The organism is Azospirillum sp. Marseille-Q6669, assembly GCF_965111635.1.
Genome location: NZ_CBCOOP010000001.1, coordinates 2,370,940 through 2,392,077 on the forward strand (window position 1 = coordinate 2,370,940; position 21,138 = coordinate 2,392,077).

Sequence of the window (21,138 nt, forward strand, 5' to 3'; positions counted from 1 at the left end):
GAATGTTTGGTTAAGCGGAGGAGCTGAGACATGGGTGGTCCCCTGAAGCGCATCGACATCCCGGACATCCTGACCCAGAAGGACTGGGACAAGAAGAAGGGCGCCATCGCCAAGATCGCCGGCAAGACCGGCGTCGGCGACGCGATGAAGGCGGTCGACAAGGCGCACAGCGCCATCGACTGGAAGAAGCTGAGCGTGTCGGTGAACTCTCCCAGCAACGCGACGCTGGACGACCTCGACTCGCTGCTGGACGAGGCGCGGGCGGAGTACAAGCGCTCGGTCGAGCCGCTGCGCACCCAGCTCCAAAAACTCCGCGATCTGGCCGAGGCGACGGCGAAGAAGTTCAAATCGAACAAGCTGATTCCGAAGGATTCCACCGCCCACGCGGAGAAGGTGGCCAAGGCCGCCGATCAGCTCTTCGTCGCCTTCAACCAATCCTCGCTCGGCGACAAGATCGTCGATGACTACGAGGGCATGAAGGACGCCATCGAGAAGGCCGACAAGGTGCGGGCCAAGGGTCGGGAGATCCTTGAGAAGTACATGCTGTCGCTGGCGAAGAAGCTGAAGACGGCGAAGACCGTGAGCGACTATCAGGACCTGTGGAAGGAAGACATCCGCGGCGTCGGCACCCAGCTGCCGAAAATGCCCGAACTGAAGGCCTTCCTGAAAGACTGGCGCAACATCTCGTCCCAGGACGGCCTCCCGGAGACCGACGAGGATGTGAAGAGCCGCTGCAAGGAGGTAATGGCCGTGCTCGCCCGCATGGACAAGCAGATGAAGGCTATGGCCTGACCGCGTCCAGCGCCGCGGCCCATCGGGCTCAATGGTTGGGAGCGTCCGGAAGTTCGCCTGTGTTCAGGCGGTTCCGGACGCTTTTCCCATTAGAGAACCCTGATGGAATCGCCGTGTCCGGCGGTCGGCGGCAAGTATGGGCCGTATCCTCGATTGAAAGATTAAAACCACAATTCCTATAGGATTTACGATCGATGAAGCTTGTTGCGAATTTCTGAGTCGTTGTTGCGCCGATGGCTGATTATACTTCGCAGCGTGGCCGGTTTCGGGTTTATGGGGTTTCGGCTTTAAATGCCTGAGTGCATCGGTATTTCCGTAACGACCGTTTTGCGATACCTCTCATGATGGGATTGGTTGGGCGCCATTCGGCCTGCGGGTCGGGCCGCGGCCTGTGCCATGCGCCTGTCGAAGGAACTGTGCCCCGGTGCCTCTGCCGCCTGCCGTCATGCCGTCCGTAACCGCCATTTTTGCTTGTGCCGCCCGACGGCTGGGCGCTGTTCTGCTTTTCGCTCTTCTTTGTGCCGCTCCGGGCACCGTTCCGGCCCTGGCCACCGTCCTGCCGCAGGCGGAGCACGGCGTGCTCGACCTGCGCGGCTGGTACGCCGATCTCGACGGGCCGGTGTCGCTGGACGGCGAATGGCTGGTGTCCTGGGACCGTCTGGCCGGCGAGGAAACCCTGAACCCGCTGCCGGAGCCGGACGGCCGACTCTGGACGCCCTTCACCCTGCCGGCGATCTGGAACGGGGCCGAGCGCCCGGACGGCCGGGAGATGGATGGGATGGGGGCCGCCACCTTCCGCCTGAAGATCCTGTTGCCGCCCGGCATGCCGCCGCTGACGCTGAAGATGCCGCCGGTCAATTCCGCCATGCGGGTATGGGTCGACGGCCGCTCGGTCGCCGCCGCCGGTGTTCCGGCCCTGGCCGCCGCGCAGGAGCAGTCCTCCTCCGTCTCGCGCTTCGTCACGCTGCATGGCGGCCAGCGGGTGATCGAACTGGCGGTGGAGGTGTCCAACCACTTCCATTTCGAGGGCGGGATCGGGCGTACGATCTATCTCGACGCCAACGGCGGGCTGTCGCGGCTGTGGCAGCGGCAGCTGATGACCAACGCCGGGGCGTTGATGTCGTTGTCCCTGATGGCGCTGTTCATCGGCGCCTTCCTGCGCCGGCGCCTGTCGGCGGCCCCTCTGTTCCTTGTCATGCTGCTGGCCGCCTGCGCCATGCGGCTGATCTGCACCAGCGAGCTGCTGCGGGTCTTCTTCCCCGGCGTGTCGGAGGTGTGGGCCTACCGGCTGGAATATCTGCCGATCTACCTGTTCTACCCGATCTACTTCCACCTGCTGCGCGAGCTGTTTCCCGGATGTCTGCACCGCGGGGTGGGGCGCGTCATGATGGCGGTCGCGGTGCCGGGCGTGTTCCTGGTGCTGGTGACGGAACCGGCGCAATTCACCCGGTTGCGCGATGTGGCGAGCCTGCTGCTGGTGCTGTCTGCCCTGTATTTCGCGTGGCGCCTCGCCGTGGCCGCACTGCGCCGCCGTTCCGGCGCGCTCCTGCTGGGGGCGGGGGCGCTGGCCTTCCTGGGGTCGGTGGTGCACGACGCGCTGATGTACGCGCATTTCTTCGAGAGCATCGACCTCGTTCCCTACGGCGCGCTGCTGTTCCTGTTCAGCCACGCGCTGGTGCTGGGGCGGCGGGTGGAAACGGCCTTCCTCAACGAGCGCCGGCTGTCGCAGGAGTTGGCCGCCCTCAACGAGGGGCTGGAGCGCCAGATCGCCGAGCGCACCCGCGCCCTGTCCGACAAGTCCGCGACGCTGGAACGCTTCCTCGCCAACCTCAGCCACGAGGTCCGGACCCCGCTGAACGCCGTTCTCGGCATGGTGCGGGTGATCCGCCGCGAGGGGCCGACCGACCAGATGGACGAGCGGCTGCGCGTCGCGGACGGGGCGGGGCGGCATCTCGTCTCGATGCTCGACACCATCCTCGATCTGTCGCGGCTGGAGGCGGGCCGGATGGAGCTTCATCCCCAACCCACCGACGTGGTGGCGCTGGTCGAGGACGCCGTGGCGCTGATGCGCGCGGGCGCCGAGGAGAAGGGGCTCGCCCTGTCCCTGATGATCAGCGGGCTGGGGGCGGCGCGCTTTTGGATCGATCCATTGCGCCTGCGCCAGATCGTCCTGAACCTGCTGAGCAACGCCGTGAAATTCACCGAGTGCGGCGGGGTGGAGGTGTCGCTGACCGCGAAGCCGGCGCCGCCGGATGCGGCCAGCGGGACGGTCGTCCTGTGCCTGACGGTGGCGGACAGCGGTCCCGGCGTGCCGCGGGCGGCGCAGGCCATCATCTTCGAGCCCTTTCATCGTCTGGAAGGAAACCGCCTGGAAGGCAACCGTCGCGACGGCGCCGGCCTGGGTCTCGCCATCGTGAACGGGCTTGTCCGGCTGATGGGCGGAGACGTCTGCCTGGAAGGCCGGGCGGGCGGCGGCTCCCTCTTCACGGTCTCGCTGCCGACACGCCCGTTGCCGGTGGCCGATCCATCGCCGGGCCGCTCCGCTCCCATGCCGCTGCCGGGGAGCCTGGACATTCTGGTGGTGGAGGACGCACCGGAGAACCAGGCCATCCTTCGCGAGTATCTGGCGCCCGGCGGCCACCGCGCCGTCTATGTGGAGAGCGGGGAGGAGGCCCTGGCGGTTCTGGCGATCAGGGCTGTGGACGTCGTTCTGCTCGACATGCGGCTGCCGGGCATCGATGGGGTGGAGGTGACGCGGCGCATCCGCGCGTTGCCGGACGCCGAGCGGGCGCTGGTGCCGGTGATCGCGGTGACCGCCAACAGCTCGCCGGAAGACCGGGCTGACTATCTGGAGGCCGGGGTCGACGAGGTGGTGGCGAAACCGGTGGACCCCGATGCGCTTCAGGACGCGCTCGCCCGCCACGCGCCGTCGGGTTCCTGCGCGCCCGCTCCGCCCTTGGCGGTTCAGGGGGCGCCGCTCACTGGAGGACCCGCCACCGGCGGGCTGTCGACCGCCGACCGCGCGCGGCTGATGGACCGCTTCGCCCAGGCCTGCCGGGACGTGCTGGCGGTTCTCGACGATGCGGACTCGCCGCCCCGGCGGGTCGTCGATGCGGCCCACCGCATGAAGGGCAGCGGCGGCACCTATGGCTTTCCGGAGGTGAGCGCCGCAGCGCGGGCGCTGGAGCGGACGGCGCAGGCCGTCGAAAGCGGGAGCGGGGGGGCCGCTTCCATGCAGGGGGACGCGGCGGCGCTGCGGGACCGGCTTCACGCCGCCCTGCGCGCCATCGAAAAGGGGGAGGCGGGGCTGGTATGACGGCGACTGGTAGTGTTGCGAGGGGAACGGCAGCGGCGGGCAGGGCGGCATGAGCGTCGGATCGGAGCTGGTCGGGCGGACCGTGCTGGTGGTCGAGGATTCTCCCGAAACGCAGGATCTGATCGCCACCTATCTGGAGCACCAGGGGTTGCGGGTGCTGCGGGCCGCGAACGGGGCGGAACTGACGGAGCGCATCGCGCAGGACCGGCCGGACCTTGTGCTGCTGGACATCAATCTGCCGGATTGCGACGGGCTGGCTCTGGCCGAGCGGTTGCGGCTGGGGGAAACCGTTCCCCTGATCTTCGTGACCGGCCGTGACAGCCCGACCGACCGCGTCGCCGGTCTGTCCCACGGCGGCGATTATGTGACCAAGCCGGTCGACCTGCTGGAATTGCTGATCCGCATCCGCAACCTGCTGCGCCGCTCCGGGGCGTCTCCGAATCCGCCCGCGCCCGTCGAAAGCGCCCCGGTGCCATCGCCCGACGCGCCGCTGACCTTCCGGGGATGGCGCCTGGATCTGGTGCGCCGCGCGCTGTTCCGTCCAGACGGTTCCTACCTCGCTTTGACGACGGGGGAGTTCAACATCCTGGCGGCGTTGGCGGCCATGCGGCCCAACCCGGTCAGCCGCGAATATCTGCTGGACGTGATCAGCAACCGCGACCCCCGCTCCATCAGCGAGCACACGGTGGACACGCTCATCACCCGGTTGCGTCGCAAGATGCGGCTGGATGACGGCGCGGCCTCGCCGATTGTTACCGTCCGCGGGGTCGGTTATGCATTGGAATCTGACGAATCTTGACGATAATGATTAATATGCAATAATAAACCGCACGTTACTCCGGCAGAAAAGTATCAACGGCCGTTGATACGCGTTCGAACGGGGTAATGCTATACATCACCCAACGAATGATTGACGGTTCCAAGCGGGTACCTGGAGGTGGCGGAGAGTTCCGCCGCAACGGGTCGCCGCGCCGGGCCTGACACAGCCGCCGGTCAACCGGCGCGCGATCTGATGCGGGTGAGAGCGGCATGCAACGGTCCCTGGTTTCGCGTTCGGCGGAGCGGTTCACGCTGACTGGTCACTTGACGGCTGGTCAAACGGCGGCCAGTCAAACGGCAGCGGGCTACTCAGCACCGAATTGTGCGGCGGCGCCTTCCATTCTGATCATCGGCAACGACAGCGCGGCCATCGCCGGGATCCGCGACTGCGCCCTGCGGCTCGGCCACCGGGTGCAGGACACGCGCGACGTGATCTCGGCTCTGGGCCTGCTCGACGTGGACCGCAGCGTCGGCGTCGTCTTCGTGGACGGCGGGTCGCCCTGGTTCGACGGGCTGGCGCTGATGGAGCGGCTGCACCGCACCCACCGCGGCCTCGCCTGCATCCTCTTCGCCCGCAACCCCGAGGCGGACGACGTGGTGCGCGCCTTGCGGCTCGACGCCGCCGACGTGGTGACCGACCCGGAGGATGAGACGCAGATCGAGCGCGCGCTCGCCCGTGTCCTCAGCGGTGGGGAGGGGATCGCATCGTCGGTCCCGGATCGGCCGCCGGTGTCGATGGGCAGCCATGACGACGCGCTGGAGCAGGCTTATCGCCACGGGCTGGCGCTGGTCGAGACGGTGCGCGCCTTGCGCGGAGAGGCTGCGGCGGCCCGCGTGATGCCCTTCGTCGCGGCTCATCGCGCGGCGACCGCACCAGCAACCTCTCCTGCGGCGATGACGACCGCGGCTCAAATCGTTTGCGAACCGGTGCCGGAAGGCGGTGCGCCGGACAGCCTGGGCATCCTGACGGCCATCCGTCGCAAACGTGCCGCCCGCGAGAAGTTCTTTCCCAAGGGCCTGTTCGAGGACCCCTGCTGGGACATGCTGCTGGATCTGATGATCAATCATCTCCAGGGCCGGCGAATTTCCGTGTCGTCGCTGTGCATCGCGTCCGGCGTGGCTCAGACCACGGCGCTGCGCCGCATCACCGACCTGCACGACCGCGGGCTGGTCCGGCGCATCGCCGACGACAAGGACGGCCGCCGCGTCTTCATCGAACTGACCGAAGAGGGCGTCGCCGCCATGGAGCGTTACGTGGAGACGGTCGGCCCGCTGGGCTGATCGTCCGCCGCTCCGGCCTCCGCTTGGCGGGAACAGTCCGGCCAGGGGCAGGCGCAGGAGGGGAAACGGCATTCGTCGCCGTTCACATCGCTGGCCTGCACGGCGATCTTGTAGCGCAGGCCGTGGGCCGACGGCGTGTCGATCAGGCCGCAGGCCTCGTAGACCTCCACATTGACGCGGGCCGATTGCAGGGCAACCCGGGCGATCTGTTTGGGATCCTTCATCATCGGCGTCTCGGCCTCGCTTCCGCTGCGTCGTCGGTCCTTTCAACGCATGTTCGGCGCCGTTGTGCCAGGGCGTATCGGAAGGACTTCCTTTGGCACGCCCGCGGTCCCCTTACGGTTCGCGCCACATCGACCGATAGGCCTCCTCCAGCGACCGGGCGAAGGCCGGCGCGTCGCACAAAGGTGATTGACGCATGCATTCCCTCAGGCTGGCGCGCAGGGCGGCCAGCGCCCCAAGGTCGCCGACGAGGGCGGCAGTCTTGGCGACGTAGTCCTCCGGGCTGTCCGCCACCAATTGCTCGGCGAGGCCCAGCGTTTCCAGGAAGCTGACCCCGATCCGCCCCGCCCAGCGGTCGCCGCGCAGGGTCACCACCGGCACGCCCATCCACAGGCTCTCGGCCGTCGTCGTACCGCCGCCGAAGGGGAAAGGGGACAGCGCGAGGTCGATGCGGTTGAGGCTGTTGAAATAGTCTGCCCGCGGCGTTTTCCCTTCCATGCGCAGGCGATTCGGCGCGATGCCGTGCGCGGCGAACTGGTCGCGCAGGCGCTGCCGCACGCCGTAATCGGCAAACTCCCGCGATTTCAGGAGCAGGCGGGCTTGCGGCAGGGCGTTCAGGACCTGCGCCCACAGCGCGACGGTCGGACGGGTGATCTTGGCCCGGTTGTGGAAGGCGCCGAGCGTGACCGATCCGCCGCCGAGAGCCGGAAGCGGCCCGACCGCCACCTCTTCCGCCGGCGGGGTGAAGCACAGATAACTCTCGGGAAGGCGCCAGACCTTCTCGGTGAAGAGCCGCTCCTCCCCTGGCGGAAGGACGTGGCGGTCGGCGATGATCCAGTCCATGGCCGGCAGGCCGGTCGTCCCGAAGTAACCCAGCCAGCTCACTTGGACGGGGGCGGGCCGCCGGGCGAACAGGGTCAGGCGGTTGTTCCCGGTGTGGCCGGACAGGTCGACGAGGATGTCGATGCCGTCCCGCCGGATCAGGTCGGCCACCGCCGCGTCGCCCATCCCGACGATCGCGCGCCATCCGTCGGCGGCGGCGCGGAGGCTTTCCGTCACGTCGTCGGTGCGGCCGTTGTTGGCGTAGCCGAAGGCGGTGACCGCCTTGCGGTCGTGCGCCCTCAGCACGCTTTCCAGGAAATAGCCGACGGGATGGCTGTTGAAGTCGCTGGAGACGTAGCCGATGCGCAGCGGACGGGGCTGGTCGTCGCGGACGACCGGAGCGGCCACCGGGAATCCCCCGCCGCTTCGTTCGGCCCAGTCGCGTGCGGCGGCGAGGAAGTCGGCGTTTCCGCACTCCGGCAAGTAATGCTGGGCCATCAGAACGTTGCTGTGCGCCATCGGGAAATCGGGACGGTGCGTCAGCGCTGAGCGGTAGGCCGCGATGGCCTGCTCCAGATGCCCTTGCCCCTTCAGGACGTTGCCGAGGTTGGACCAGGCCAGGGCGAAATCGGGCTGGAAGGCCAGGGCGACGCGGTGAGCCGCCGCCGCCTCGCCCAACCGGTCCTGCAGGTCCAGCGCATAGCCGAGGTTGCAGTGGGACTGGGCGTTGGCCGGCGCCGCCTGGATGGCGTCGGTGAAGGCGGCGACGGCGGCGTCGGTCTGCCCGACCTCCAGGAACAGGGAGCCGAGGTTGTTCAGCGCCTCCACGAAGCCGGGCTGGAGCGCGATGGCCTGGCGGTAGGCGGCGACGCTTTCGTTGGGCCGCCGCTGCAGGCGAAACAGGTTGCCCAGCCGAAAATGGATGTCCGCCCGGTTCGGCCCGAGGCGCAACGCCGCCATCAGGGCGTCCAGGGACTCATCCACACGGCCCGAGTCCAACAGGGCGGAGCCGAGATTCAGATGGTACTCCAGCGCTTCCCGGATGGACAGCGCGGTGCGGATGCTGGCGATGCCCGCGTCGAAATCGCCCCGCTCGGACTGCAGCACGCCCAGCAGGTGCCAGGCGTCGGGATTCCGCGGCTCGCGCTTCAGGATCTGGCGGTACGCCCGCTCCGCCTCGTCGCCGCGGCCGTCGTTGTGCAGGGTCAGGACATCGGTGAGCGAGGGCCGGAGGCTGCGGCTGTCCGTCATGAAGCGTCCATCTTGAGGAGCGGGCATCGCGCGGAAGGGCGGTGCAACTCGGGGGAGAGTAGACCGCCCGGCCACGTCACGTCCACGAAGGAAGGGCGGGTTCTCAGCGGAACAGGCCGGGGACGATCCGGACCATGATTCCCGAGCGGGACGCCACCAGAACGGCGTCCGACCCGGCGCGAACCCAGTGATGGCCGCGCGGCGGCCGGTGCAGATGATAAGCGGCGGGCGCAGCAATGACGTGGCGCCGCGACGCGTAGGCGGTGGGCAGGCGGTCGCCGGGTTTCCAGTATCGTGCCGCGCGGTGGACCGGCGGCGGCGGGCGATGGGATTCGGGGCGGTGCAAATCGGGGCCGCGATGGTCCCGCTCCATCCGCGGCGATTCGCGATGATCCGGTCCCCAGCCAGCGGCGGAGGCGTCCTGGGTGCCCAGGCCGACCAGCATGGTGGCGGCGGTCAAGGCGGTGGTCATGGCGGCGATCAGGATGCGCGACATGGGGGTGTCCCTCTTCTCGTCAGGCCGGGATCGTGATCCCGATACCCCGATGCTGCGCGCGCCCTGTTGCCGGCGTGTGTCCGGCGGCCCCCTGTTTGGTAACGGACTGTTACGGAAACGCTTTGCCCGTCTTCAGCCCAGTTCGAAGGTCGTCACGCCGAACAGGCGCGCGGTGTCGATGGCTGGGGCGGGGCCGAGATACATGCGGGCGGTTTCGAACTGCGGGCTCAGTCCCAACTCCTCCGCCAGCAGGACGGCGTCGCGGTTGACCTCCGGAACGTCGAGAAAGATCGGGCCGTCGCCCGCCGTGGCGGCGAGCGCCAGAGCGAGATCGCGCGCCGTGCCGCGGTCGGCGGCGTAGAGCGGGCCGATCTTGCTGCCGCTGTGGCAGGGGCGGATCACCCCGAAGCCCCGCAATTCCCCGTCGACCACGGCGGCCAGCGCGGAGGCGCCGGGCAGGGCGATCCAGTTGGACAGGAAGCCGGCGCGCGGCGCCGGGAACAGCGCGCGGTCCCAGTCCAGCAACCGGTCGAAGGGCACCGTCCGCGCGTCCACCAGCGCCGCGGCGGAGGAGGTCCCGGCGGGCGGCGCGCCGCCGTAACGGATGTTGCGGTAGGCCAGCGCGAAGCCGGACTTGCGGTAATTGTCCTGCTGCGCCACCACCCCGTCCAGCCCGACGGTGCAGCCCTCCAGATGCCTCAGCCCGGCTTGCCAGAGGTCCCAGCCGAGGCCGCGCCCGCGCATCCCGGGCCGCACGATGTAGAAGCCGAGGAAGCCGAAGTTCTCGGGATAGCGGACGACGGAGAGGCAGGCCGCCGGCTCGCCGTCCAGCTCCCCGATCAGGAATCCTTCGGGGTCCACGGCGTGGAAGGCCCCGGCGTCGTGCAAGCCGGGGTTCCAGCCCTCCGCCCGCGCCCATTCCACAGCCAGATCCAACTCGGCCCGGCTCATCACGCGCACGCGGTAGCCTTCCATGGCGTCCCTCCGGTTCAGGGCTGCGGGGCGGGGGCGAAGCGCGCCATCTCCCCGGCGTAGGGTTTGGGCAGGGGGAAAGCGTAACCGCCGGTCTTGCCGGTGCGCAAGCCCAGCACGGCCAATCCTTCCACCAGCTTCACCGCGGCGGTGACGCCGTCCACCACCGGCACGCCCATCTCGGCGGTCAGGGCGCGCGCCAGATCGGCCATGCCGGCGCAGCCCAGAACGACGCTTTCCGCCCCATCCTCCGCGATGGCCCGGCGGATGGTGTCGCGCACCCGCTCCACGGCGCCCGACGCCGGGTCCTCCAGCGCCAGCACCGGCACCCCGGCGGCGCGCACCCGGCAGCGTCCGGAGACACCGTAGCGCTCCGCCAGATGCTCCAGCGCCGGGACGGAGCGCTGCATGGTGGTGACCACGCTGAACCGCCCGCCGAGCAAGGTGGCGGTCTTCATCGCCGCCTCGCAGATGCCGACCACCGGGACGGCGGACAGGCAGCGCGCGGCGTCCAGCCCGACATCGTCGAAGCAGGCGATCACCACGCCGTCGATGCCGGGTGCGGCGCGCCCGTGGGCGGCGATCACCTCCAGCAGGCCGGGAACGGCGAGCGCCTCGTCGTAATAGCCCTCAATGCTGGCGGGACCCATAGCGGGGTTGGCGGCGACGATCTCCGTCCCCGGGGCCGCGACAGCGCGGGCGGCATCCCCGGCCTTCTCGGTCATCGAGGCGGTGGTGTTCGGGTTGACGACCAGGATGCGCATGGTTGGCTCTCTGCGTCTCAAGCGGCGGCGCCGGTCCGCCGCAGCCGGCGGCGGCGCAGGATCATCACCCCGGCCAGGAACAGACCGATGACGGTGAAGGAGAACAGCGTCGTCAGCGTGCCCAGCGCGTAGAGCACCGGCGTCGTGACGTTGGTGGTCATGCCGTAGATCTCCAGCGGCAGCGTGTTGAAGGACCCCGCGGTCATCAGCGTGCGCGCGAACTCGTCGTAGGACAGGGTGAAGCCGAACAGCCCGACGCCGATCAGGCTGGGCAGCAGGATGGGCAGAACCACATGGCGCACCGTCTGCCAGGGCGTGGCGCCGAGGTCGCGCGCCGCCTCCTCGTAGGCCGGGTTGAAGCGGTTGAAGATGGCGAAGACGATCAGCAGGCCGAAGGGCAGCGTCCAGGTGAGATGCGCGCCGAGCGCCGAGCCGTACCAGGTCGGCTCGATCCCCAGGATGTTGAAGAGCAGGCCGATGCCCAGGCTGACCAGGATCGACGGCACGATCAGGCTCGCCACCGCCAGATAGAACAGCGCCCCGCTGCCCAGGAAACGGCGGCGGAAGGCGAAGCCGGCGAGCAGCGAGAACAGCACCGTCAGCACCATCACCGTCAGCCCCAGCGCGATGGAGCGGCGGAAGGAGCCGCCGAAATCGCCGACCGCCTGCTGCTCGAACAGGTTCCTGAACCAGTGGAGGGAGACGCCGTTCATCGGGAAGGTCAACCCGCCCTCCGGCCCCTGGAAGGACAGGATGGTGATGGTGGCGATCGGCCCGTAGAGGAACAGGACGAACAGCCCGAAGAAGGCGGCGAGCAGGTAGAAGGACAGGCCGCGCCGGGTGCCGGTGCCGGTCATCGCTTACAGCTCCTTGCGGATGTCGACGATGCGCAGCATCGCCACGACCATGATGAGGACGACGGCCAGCAGCACGACCGCGTTCGCGGCGGCGGCGGGGTACTGGAGCAGCGAAATCTCATTGGCGATCATCAGCCCGATGGAGGCGCTCTGCCCGCCGCTCATCAGGCGCACGGTGATGAAGTCGCCCATCACCAGCGTGACCACGAAGATCGAGCCGATGGCGATGCCCGGCTTGGCCAGCGGCAGGATGACGTTCCACACCACCTGCGCCGCGCTGGCGCCGCCGTCGCGCGCCGCCTCGACCAGGGCGCGGTCGATGCGCATCATCGAATTGAAGATCGGCACCACCATGAACAGCGCGTAGAGGTGCACGAAGGCCAGCACCACCGCGAAGTCCGAGAACAGCAGGAACTCCAGCGGCTGGTCGATCAGCCCGGCGGAGATCAGCCCGGAATTCAGCAGTCCGTTGCGCCCGAGGAAGGGAATCCACGAGATCATGCGGATGATGTTGGAGGTCCAGAAGGGGATCGTGCAGACCAGGAACAGCACCATTTGCCACGTCGTGGACTGGACGTGGAAGGCCAGGAAATAGGCGACGGTGAAGCCGATCAGCAGCGTGATGACCCAGGTCAGCGCCGCGAACTTCACCGTGTTCAGGTAGGTCTTCCAGGTGACCGGGGAGGTCAGCAGCTCCTCGTAGTTGGTCAGCACGAAGTCCGGGTAGATGCGGATGCTGTCGTAGTCCCAGAAGCTGACCGCGACGATGGTCAGGATGGGAATCAGCAGGAAGACCAGCAGCGTCAGCGCCAGCGGCCCGGCCTGGAGGTAGGGGGCGACCCGGCGCAGCACGGAACGGCGCACCCCGCCGCCCCGCGGTGCCGCGGACGCGCTGGACGCTTCGGATGGGACGGCGGAGACGGTCATGGCGCAGGGGTCCGTTGCCGTGGGGGAGTGCGTGGTGTGGGAGAGTCTTGCCCCCACCCTGACCCTCCCCGCTGGGCGGGGGGAGAGGAATTGATCCCCTCCCTTGCCGAAGGCGGGGGGAAGGGGCCATGCGCAGCATGGGAAGGGTGGGGGCAAGCGGGCCCAGGTTACGCCGCGACAAACTCGTTCCACTTGCGGACCATGTAGCGGTCCTCGTCCATCACCGCGTTCCAGCAGGCCACACGGCCCATGCGGTCCTGGAACGACCCGCCGTCGCGCACCGCGCCGGCCTTCTCCATCACCTTGCCCTCGGGGCTGAGGATGTCGGTCTTGGCCGGCTGCCCCTCCATCCAGAAGGCCCACTCGTCCGGCGACATGTGCTCCTTCGCGGTGTCGAGCACGGCGGAGTAATAGCCCTGGCGGTTCAGATAGGCGCCGACCCAGCCCGACAGGTACCAGTTGATGTACTCGTAAGCCGCCTCCAACTCCAGCCCGCTCAGATGCTTGGCGATGCCGAGGCCGCCGCCCCAGGCGCGGTAGCCTTCCTTCAGCGGCTGGTAGACGCACTGGATGCCTTTGGCGCGCACGGCGGCCACGGCCGGCGACCACATCGACTGGATGATGACCTCGCCCGACGACATCAGGTTGACGCTCTCGTCGAAGGTCTTCCAGAAGGCGCGGAACTGGCCGGCCTTCTTGGCGTCGGTCATGATCTTGAGGGTCTTGTCGATTTCCTCCTTGGTCATGTTGCCCTTGTCGCCGTACTTCACCTCGCCCATGGCCTCGCAGACCATGGCGGCGTCCATGATGCCGATGGAGGGGATGTTGATGATCGACGCCTTGCCCTTGAAGGCCGGATCGAGCAGGTCCTTCCAGCTGCTGATCGGGCGGCCGACCAGATCGGGGCGGATGCCCAGCGTGTCGGCGTTGTAGATGGTCGGGATCAGCGTCATCCATTGGGTGGCCGACTTGGCGAACTTGATGCTGTCCTTGCCTTCGACGAAGCCGACGGTGTGCGGGGCGGTGCCCTGGGCGACGGCGCTCTCCGGAGTCAGCTTGCCGTTGACGAAGATCGGGACGATCTTGTCGAAGTTCTTGATCTTGGAGACGTCCATCGGCTGCATCACGCCGGCCGGAAAGACCTTCTTGCAGATCCAGTATTCGATGTCGGCGATGTCGTAGGACTTCGGCTGGGTCACCGCGCGCTGGGCCACCGCGTCACTGTCGAGCGCGGTCATCTGCAGCGTGAAGCCCAGATCCTCCTTCACCTTGTCGGCGACGGCGTTCAGGTTCGACACGCCGGTGCCGAACTGGCGCAGCGTGACGTTCTTGATGTTCTGCGCCCAGATGGTGGGGAAGCCGGTGATCGCCCCCGACCCGATGGCGACACCCGCGGCGGCGGCGGTGCCCTTCAGCAGCGTGCGGCGGCTGACGCCCGTGGTGGTCCCGGCGGAAAGGGGCGAGCCGGTGCGCGTCTCGGTCATGCTCTGTGCCTCCAGTATGGTCGGTCGGTTTTTGAGGAGTCGGTTCTTGGGGATTGGTCGGGAAATCAGGCAACCAGGGGGTGGACGTCGCGCGCCCGCCAGCCCGCGGTCACGCGGTCGCCGATGGCGAGCGGGGCGTCGTAGAAACGGGATTCGTCCAGCACCACGGCGAAGTCCTCCGCACCCGGCACGTCGAGCGTCAGGTGGACCGACGCACCGTGATACTCCAGCGCGCGGACGGTGCCTTCGAGCTGGTGGTCGATTCCCTCGGGCTGGCCGATCAGGATGCGGTCGGCCCGCACGGCCCGGCGGCCGGCGGCGTCCTCCACCACGTTGTGGCCGCCGATGAAGCGGGCGACGAAGGCGGTGCGCGGCTGGTTGAAGACCTCCCGTGGCGGGCCGGCCTGCTCGATCCGCCCCTGGTTCATCACCACCACGAGGTCGGCGAGCGCCATCGCCTCGGTCTGGCTGTGGGTGACATGGACGAAGGTGATGCCAAGCTCGGTGTGCAGGCGCTTCAGCTCCTCACGCATGCGGATGCGCAGGAAGGGGTCGAGCGCCGACAGCGGCTCGTCAAGCAGCAGGACGCCCGGCCGGGTGATCAGCGCGCGGGCCAGCGCGACGCGCTGCTGCTGCCCGCCGGAGAGCTGGGCGGGCAGCCGGTCCGCGTACTGGGACATGTGGACGAGGTCCAGCATCTCCCGCGCGCGGCGGCGCCGCTCTTCCTTCGCGACCCCCTTCATCTTCAGGCTGAAGGCGACGTTGTCGGTGCAGTCCAGGTGGGGGAACAGGGCGTAGCTCTGGAACATCATGGCGGTGCCGCGGCGGGCCGGCGGCTCCCCGTTCACCACCGTGTCGCCGATCAGCAGGTCGCCGTCGGAGATGTCCTCATGCCCGGCGATCATGCGCAGCGTGGAGGTCTTGCCGCAGCCGCTGGGGCCGAGCAGGCAGCAATAGGCCCCGGCGGCGATGCGCAGGTCGATGCCGTCCACGGCGACGGTGGAGCCGTAGAACTTGCGCAGCTTCACCAGTTCGACGGTTGATCCGGCTGCGGGCGATCCGGCTGCGGTCGATCTGGCGGTCATGGCCCTCTCCGATTTTGTGCACAATCCGCAGGTCCCGCTGCGGCTGTCGAATATGTCCGCAAGTTCCATGCCAGCGTGTGAATGGCGGAATTCCGCGGCTTTCCGGCGGCGAAAATCGGCGAATGGTCAGGATTTCAGCGCTGTGGCGCGAAATTGTGCATGGGTGGGCTGTGCCCGATGCATAGGCAGGCCGCGGCGGCCGCGTTTGCCTGCTGGTCCGTTTTGTGCACAATCTGCGGCAACAAACTGAACAGCGCCCGTGCCATCATGAAAACTGTCCTGAGCGCCCCCCGCCGCGCCGTCCGCGGGCGGGGGGAGGGGGCGGAGGCCCGCATCGTCCGCAGCATCGGCGAGGCCATCGCCGACCGCCGTCTGCCGCCCGGCACCAAGCTGGCCGAGGAAAGCTTGGCCGAGGTGTTCGGCGTCAGCCGGGAGCGGGTGCGCAAGGTGCTGCTTCTGCTGGCGCAGCGGCGCGTCGTGACGCTGATCCCCAACCGCGGCGCTTTCGTCGCCAAGCCCACCGCGCGGGAGGCGCGCGAGGTGTTCGAGGCCCGCCGCGTGATCGAGCGCGCCGTGGTGGAGGCGCTGGAGCGCAATCCCCGCCCCCTGCCGGACGAGATGTCGGCGAAGCTGCGTGCCCATCTGGCGCGGGAGGAGGAGGCCGACCGGGCCGGCGACCGCATGGCGCTGATCCGCCTGTCGGGCCAGTTCCACCAACTGCTGGCCGACTTCGCCGGAAACGCCACGCTGGCCGGCATCCTGGCCGACCTGATCGACCGCTCCAGCCTCGCCATCGCGGCGTTCGAGCGGCGGTCCTCGCACTCCTGTTCCGCCACCGAGCACCGGCGCTTCGTCGAGGCGCTGGAGTCCGGTCCGCCGGGTGCTGCGATGCGACTGATGATGGAGCATCTCGACGAGGTGGAGCGGCAGCTCGACCTCGACGCGCGGTCGGACGGCGCGGTCGATCTGAAATCCGTTTTCGCGGATCGGCCGGCGGGCCGGACGTAAGAGCCTGTCCGAACGGCCGGAGGATAGCCCGGCCCTATCGACCGCATAGGGACAAAGGGCTGCTTCCGATGGGTTCGGCTCGCTATTATGCTGCCCGCCGCGACATCGAGGTGACCGACATCATGCAGCCCATTTCCAAGCCCGCCGACCACCCGCCGGTTCCCGCGCGCCGCGTCGGTGTGCTTCTGATGAATCTCGGAACGCCGGAGGCGACCGACTACTGGTCGATGCGCCGTTACCTGAAGGAGTTCCTGTCGGACCCCCGCGTGATCGAGGTGCCGAAGGCGGTGTGGTGGCCGGTGCTGAACGGCATCATCCTGACCGTGCGTCCGGGCAAGAGCGGCCATGCCTACAAAAGCATCTGGAACGAGGAGCGCAACGAAAGCCCGCTGAAGACCGTCACCCGCGCCCAGGCGGAGGGCGTCGCGGCGGCGATGGCGGCGCGGCACGGCGAAAGCGTGGTGGTGGACTGGGCCATGCGCTACGGCCAGCCGGCGGTCGGCCCGGCGATCCAGCGGCTGAAGGACCAGGGCTGCGACCGCATCCTGCTGTTCCCGCTCTACCCGCAATATTCTGCGACCACGACGGCCACGGCCAACGATCAGGCCTTCCGCCAGCTGATGACCATGCGCTGGCAACCGGCGGTGCGCACCGTCCCCGCCTACCACGACGAGCCGGGCTACATCGAGGCGCTGGCCCGCTCGGTGGTGCGGCACATCGCGGCGCTGGACCACACGCCGGACGTCCTGCTGGCGAGCTTCCACGGCCTGCCGAAGGTCTATCTGGACCGCGGCGACCCCTACCACTGCTTCTGCGTGAAGACCGCGCGCCTGCTGGCCGAGCGGCTGGGCTGGGAGCCGGGACGCGTGCAGTACAGCTTCCAGTCGCGCTTCGGCAAGGCGGAATGGCTGAAACCCTACACCGACAAGACGGTCGAGGAACTGGCCCGCGCCGGCAAGACCAAGATCGCGGTGATCGCGCCGGGCTTCTCCGCCGACTGCGTGGAGACGCTGGAGGAGATTCAGTTCCAGGTGAAGGACGCCTTCATGGCGGCAGGCGGTGAGCGCTTCACCTACATTCCTTGCCTGAACGACCATCCCGACCATGTCATCTTCCTGGCCGACCTCGTGGAGCGCGAGCTGGGCGGCTGGGTGGACGGCGCCAGGACGCGGGCGGCCCGCGACGCGGAGGACCACGTCACGGCGTGACCCCCTTCTCCAAAATGGAGGGCCGCACAGGCGGAAAGGGTGGGTTGCCGGGGCGGCCCGGCTTCCCCATGCTGGCGGACGGACAGATTGGACGATGGTTGGGAGGATGCGGGGGATGCGGCGTGTGGTTCGGGCGGTGGCCGCCCTGGCACTGGGAGCGCTGCTGACGGCGGGGAGCGCCGCGGCGGCGGACAAGGTCCGTGTCGGATCGAAGCTGGACGCCGAAAGCGGCCTGCTCGGCACGATGATCCTGCAGGTGCTGGAGGCCAACGGCATCCCGGTGGAGAACAAGATCCAGCTCGGCCCCACCCGGATCGTGCGCAGCGCCCTGCTGGCCGGTGAGATCGACGTCTATCCGGAATACACCGGCAACGGCGCCTTCTTCTTCAATCTCGACAGCGATCCGGCCTGGAAGAACGCCGCCGCCGGCTACGAGACGGTGAAGCAGCTCGACCGGGACAAACACAACATCGTCTGGCTGACCCCGGCCCCGGCGAACAACACCTGGGGCATCGCGCTGCGCCGCGACGTGGCGGCGCCCAACAATCTCGCCACCATGGAGGATTTCTCCCGCTGGGTCGGTGCAGGCGGCACGGCGAAGCTCGCCGCCTCGGCGGAGTTCGTGGAAAGCCCGGCGGCGCTGCCCTCTTTCCAGAAATCCTACGGCTTCACGCTGAAGCCCGACCAGATCCTGGTGCTGGCCGGCGGCGACACGGCGGCGACCATCCGCGCGGCGGCCGAGGGCACCTCCGGAGTCAACACCGCCATGGTCTACGGCACGGACGGTGCCATCGCCGCGCTGGACCTCGTGGTCATGAAGGACACCAAGAGCGCGCAGATGGTCTACGCCCCGGCCCCGACCATCCGCGACGGCGTGCTGGATGCCCATCCGAAGATCCGCGATCTGCTGGACCCGGTTTTCAAGTCCCTGGACACCGAGACCCTGCGCGGGCTGAACGCCAAGATTTCGGTGGAAGGGCAGGACCCGCGGGCGGTCGCCACGACCTATCTGAAGTCGAAAGGCTTCCTGAACTGACGGGATGACCCGCGTCCGTCCGATCCACAACCGCGTCGCCCTGCTGCTCGCCGTCATGATCGTGACGGCGGCGCTGGCTTTGCCGTTCCTCGGTTTCGCGCCCAACCGGCTGCTGTCGGGAAAGGCCATCGCGTTGAGCGCGATGGCGGGTGCGGGGTGGAGCGGGGCGGCGCTGCTGCCGGTCGCCCTGCTGCTGGCCGTCGCGGCGAGCAAGGCGGCGCGGACCTCGTTCGGGGCGGGCTTCTGGGTGATGGAGGCCGCCGCTGTGCTCGCTGTTTTGGATGGGGTGCGGCGGCTGGGGCTGGGTCCCGCAGGGCGGGTCGCCGTGGGCGCTCTGACAGTGGCGCTGATCGGCGGGCAGTTCGCCGCCGGGCATCTCGACCAGCTGTCGATCATGAAGGAATACGCCAACCAGCGGGACGTCTTTGCCGGGGCCGTGCTGCGCCACGCCGCGCTGGTCGCCGCGGCCCTGGTGCCGACCCTGCTGATCGGCGTGCCGCTGGGCATCGCCGCGCAGCGCTCCCCCGCCGTGGGGCGGCTGGTCTTTCCGGTGCTGAACGTCGTGCAGACGATTCCGTCCATCGCGCTGTTCGGCCTGCTGCTGGCCCCGCTGTCGGCGCTGGCCGCCGCCTTTCCGGGGCTGGGGATCGGCGGGGTGGGGCCGGTGCCGGCGGTGATCGCGCTGACGCTCTATTCGCTGCTGCCCATCGCGCGCAACACCGCCGCCGGGCTGGCCGGCGTGCCGGAGCCGGTGCGGGAGGCGGCGCGCGGCATCGGCATGACGCCGAGCCAGATCTTCTGGCGGGTCGAGGCGCCGCTGGCCCTGCCAGTGTTCCTGGCTGGGCTGCGGATCACGCTGGTCCAGGCGGTCGGGCTGGCCGCCGTGGCGGCGCTGATCGGCGCCGGCGGGCTGGGGGCGATCATGTTCCAGGGGCTGTTCGCCAACGCGCTGGACCTCGTGCTGCTGGGGGCGGTGCCGGTGATCCTGCTGGCCGTCGCCGCCGACGCGGCGCTGAAGCTGGCCTCGGCGCTGGCGCTGTCGAGGCTCGGGAGGACGGCGGCGTGATCGCCTTCGAGGGAGTGACCAAGCGGTTCGGCGCCTGGACCGCCGTGGACGACCTGTCCCTGACCGTGGCGGCCGGGGAGTTCCGCGTGCTGATCGGGCCGTCCGGCTCCGGCAAGTCCACGGTCCTGCGGATGATGAACCGGCTGATCGCCCCCGACGCCGGAACCATCCGGGTGGAGGGGGAGGACATCGCCCGCCTGAAGCCGGAAACGCTGCGCCGCCGCATGGGCTACGTGATCCAGAGCATCGGGCTGTTCCCGCACTGGACGGTGGAGCGCAACATCGCCGCCGTGCCGGACCTGCTCGGCTGGCCCAGGGCGCGGGTGCGCGACCGGGTGACGGAACTGCTCGCCCTGCTGAACCTCGACCCGGAGCGCTACCGCGGCGCCTACCCGCACGAACTGTCCGGTGGCCAGCAGCAGCGCGTCGGCGTCGCCCGCGCGCTGGCGGCAGAGCCGCACATCCTGCTGATGGACGAGCCGTTCAGCGCGCTCGACCCGATCACCCGCGGCACCTTGCAGGCGGAGATGGCGGCGATCCACAAGGCGACCGGGACCACCATCGTCTTCGTCACCCACGACATGGACGAGGCGCTGGCGCTGGCCAGCCGGATCGCCATTCTGGACCGTGGACGGCTGGTGCAGACCGGCACGCCGCGCGACATCCTGACCGCCCCCGCCGACGACCGGGTGCGCGATCTGGTGGGGCGCGAGGATTGGGAGCTGAAGCGGCTGGCCGTGGAGACGGTGGCGGAGCGGCTGCGCCCCGGCGAAGCGGTGCCGGGCGATCCGCTGGCGGCGGGGGCGTCGCTGCGTCAGGCGCTGGCCGTGATGGTGGCGCGCGGCACCGACCGGCTTCCCGTGGCGGACGGGCAGGGACGCTTGGCGGGCACGCTCCATCTCGCCGACCTGCTGCGCGGGCCGGACCGGTCGTGAGCCGCCTGCGGAGTCTGCTGACGGACCGGCTGGCGCTGGGGCTGCTCGTCCTGGCGGCGCTGGTGCTGGGGATGCCGGCGCTGAAGCCGCTGTTTGCCGCAGCCTTCCCGGCGCTCGACCGGCCCTTGTACGAGGCGGACGGTTTCCTGGCCCTGACGCTGGACCATTTGGCTCTGGCCGGCGGGGCGAGCCTGATCGCGGTTCTGCTTGGCGGGGCGGCGGGAATCGCGGTGACCCGACCCTTCGGACGGGAATTCCGCGGCATCCTCGACGCGGTGGCGGCGATGGGCCAGACTTTCCCGCCGGTGGCGGTGCTGGCCGTCTCGGTCCCCGTCCTGGGCTTCGGCCCGGCCCCGGCGCTGATCGCGCTGACGCTCTATGGGCTGCTGCCCATCGTCGAGAACACGGTGGCCGGCCTGGAATCGGTGCCGGAACCGGTGCGCGAGGCGGCGCGCGGCATGGGCATGGGGCCGGGCGCGCTGCTGTGGCGGGTGGAACTGCCGCTGGCCGCCCCGGTGATCCTGGCCGGGGTGCGGACGGCGGCGGTCGTCAATCTCGGCACGGCGGCCATCGCCTCCACGGTCGGGGCGAAGACCCTCGGCCTGCCGATCATCGTCGGGCTGAACGGCTCCAACCCGGCCTACGTCATCCAGGGCGCGGTGATCGTGGCCGCCCTGGCGGTGGTGCTGGACGCCGGATTCGACCGGCTGGCGGCGCGCCTGACCCGCTGGCGGCCCGGCGCCGCCTGAAGGAGGTTCCTTGAAAGAAGGTCGCCTGAAGGGCAGCGCCGGTTGGCA

19 protein-coding genes are annotated in these 21,138 nt (G+C 69.1%); 10 read left to right on the forward strand and 9 right to left on the reverse strand.

The genetic code is table 11. From position 1 onward, the window contains the following. Positions 1-30: 30 nt before the first annotated feature. From ACWPXE_RS10550 to ACWPXE_RS10565, 4 genes are all read left to right on the forward strand, one after another. Positions 31-792 (forward strand): hypothetical protein, encoded by a 762-nt coding sequence (locus ACWPXE_RS10550; RefSeq protein ID WP_454017783.1) that lies wholly within the window; start codon positions 31-33, stop codon positions 790-792. 424 nt (positions 793-1,216) lie between these two features. Continuing rightward, entirely contained in the window at positions 1,217-4,108 is a 2,892-nt protein-coding gene (locus ACWPXE_RS10555) for a response regulator (protein WP_454017784.1), read from the forward strand. A 49-nt stretch (positions 4,109-4,157) separates the two neighbouring features. Next, a complete protein-coding gene (locus tag ACWPXE_RS10560) occupies positions 4,158-4,907 on the forward strand; it encodes a response regulator transcription factor (RefSeq protein ID WP_454017785.1) in 750 nt (249 codons plus the stop codon). 230 nt (positions 4,908-5,137) lie between these two features. Next, the gene (locus tag ACWPXE_RS10565) at positions 5,138-6,208 is read left to right on the forward strand and encodes a response regulator (RefSeq protein WP_454017786.1); all 1,071 of its coding nucleotides are present in this window, start codon (positions 5,138-5,140) and stop codon (positions 6,206-6,208) included. On the opposite strand, the gene ACWPXE_RS10570 is transcribed toward ACWPXE_RS10565, so the two are convergent. The 9 genes from ACWPXE_RS10570 to ACWPXE_RS10610 all read right to left on the reverse strand — a co-directional run bounded on the left by ACWPXE_RS10570 (position 6,178) and on the right by ACWPXE_RS10610 (position 15,088). Beyond that, a complete protein-coding gene (locus ACWPXE_RS10570; protein ID WP_014197368.1) occupies positions 6,178-6,435 on the reverse strand; it encodes a hypothetical protein in 258 nt (85 codons plus the stop codon). The two genes, ACWPXE_RS10565 and ACWPXE_RS10570, sit on opposite strands and share 31 nt — an antisense overlap. A gap of 109 nt (positions 6,436-6,544) precedes the next feature. Beyond that, positions 6,545-8,503: an O-linked N-acetylglucosamine transferase, SPINDLY family protein gene (locus ACWPXE_RS10575; protein WP_454017787.1), complete on the reverse strand. Its 1,959-nt coding sequence runs from the start codon at positions 8,501-8,503 to the stop codon at positions 6,545-6,547. Between the two features lie 103 nt (positions 8,504-8,606). Then, entirely contained in the window at positions 8,607-8,999 is a 393-nt protein-coding gene (locus ACWPXE_RS10580) for an RcnB family protein (protein WP_454017788.1), read from the reverse strand. 132 nt (positions 9,000-9,131) lie between these two features. Further along, complete coding sequence (locus tag ACWPXE_RS10585; protein ID WP_454017789.1) at positions 9,132-9,974, reverse strand: GNAT family N-acetyltransferase; 843 nt, start codon at positions 9,972-9,974, stop codon at positions 9,132-9,134. A 14-nt stretch (positions 9,975-9,988) separates the two neighbouring features. Continuing rightward, on the reverse strand, positions 9,989-10,735 hold the full coding sequence (locus tag ACWPXE_RS10590; protein ID WP_454017790.1) for an aspartate/glutamate racemase family protein: 747 nt from the start codon (positions 10,733-10,735) through the stop codon (positions 9,989-9,991). A gap of 17 nt (positions 10,736-10,752) precedes the next feature. Next, a complete protein-coding gene (locus ACWPXE_RS10595) occupies positions 10,753-11,592 on the reverse strand; it encodes an ABC transporter permease (protein ID WP_109071501.1) in 840 nt (279 codons plus the stop codon). 3 nt (positions 11,593-11,595) lie between these two features. Next, entirely contained in the window at positions 11,596-12,519 is a 924-nt protein-coding gene (locus ACWPXE_RS10600; protein ID WP_137104899.1) for an ABC transporter permease, read from the reverse strand. Positions 12,520-12,686: 167 nt separating this feature from the next. Next, a complete protein-coding gene (locus tag ACWPXE_RS10605; RefSeq protein ID WP_454017791.1) occupies positions 12,687-14,003 on the reverse strand; it encodes an ABC transporter substrate-binding protein in 1,317 nt (438 codons plus the stop codon). Between the two features lie 65 nt (positions 14,004-14,068). Then, positions 14,069-15,088, reverse strand: coding sequence for an ABC transporter ATP-binding protein (locus tag ACWPXE_RS10610; protein WP_454017792.1), 1,020 nt, complete (start codon positions 15,086-15,088; stop codon positions 14,069-14,071). Positions 15,089-15,355: 267 nt separating this feature from the next. Here ACWPXE_RS10610 and ACWPXE_RS10615 point away from each other — a divergent pair, with 267 nt between their 5' ends. The 6 genes from ACWPXE_RS10615 to ACWPXE_RS10640 all read left to right on the forward strand — a co-directional run bounded on the left by ACWPXE_RS10615 (position 15,356) and on the right by ACWPXE_RS10640 (position 21,090). Continuing rightward, the gene (locus ACWPXE_RS10615; RefSeq protein WP_454017793.1) at positions 15,356-16,096 is read left to right on the forward strand and encodes a GntR family transcriptional regulator; all 741 of its coding nucleotides are present in this window, start codon (positions 15,356-15,358) and stop codon (positions 16,094-16,096) included. 68 nt (positions 16,097-16,164) lie between these two features. Continuing rightward, complete coding sequence (hemH, locus tag ACWPXE_RS10620; RefSeq protein ID WP_454017794.1) at positions 16,165-17,304, forward strand: ferrochelatase; 1,140 nt, start codon at positions 16,165-16,167, stop codon at positions 17,302-17,304. A gap of 115 nt (positions 17,305-17,419) precedes the next feature. Next, complete coding sequence (osmF, locus tag ACWPXE_RS10625; protein ID WP_454017795.1) at positions 17,420-18,340, forward strand: glycine betaine ABC transporter substrate-binding protein OsmF; 921 nt, start codon at positions 17,420-17,422, stop codon at positions 18,338-18,340. Between the two features lie 4 nt (positions 18,341-18,344). Further along, positions 18,345-19,406: an ABC transporter permease gene (locus ACWPXE_RS10630; RefSeq protein WP_454017796.1), complete on the forward strand. Its 1,062-nt coding sequence runs from the start codon at positions 18,345-18,347 to the stop codon at positions 19,404-19,406. After that, positions 19,403-20,341, forward strand: coding sequence for an ABC transporter ATP-binding protein (locus tag ACWPXE_RS10635; protein ID WP_454017797.1), 939 nt, complete (start codon positions 19,403-19,405; stop codon positions 20,339-20,341). The genes ACWPXE_RS10630 and ACWPXE_RS10635 overlap by 4 nt, the downstream gene beginning before the upstream one ends. Next, on the forward strand, positions 20,338-21,090 hold the full coding sequence (locus ACWPXE_RS10640) for an ABC transporter permease (RefSeq protein WP_454017798.1): 753 nt from the start codon (positions 20,338-20,340) through the stop codon (positions 21,088-21,090). The genes ACWPXE_RS10635 and ACWPXE_RS10640 overlap by 4 nt, the downstream gene beginning before the upstream one ends. Positions 21,091-21,138 lie beyond the last annotated feature (48 nt).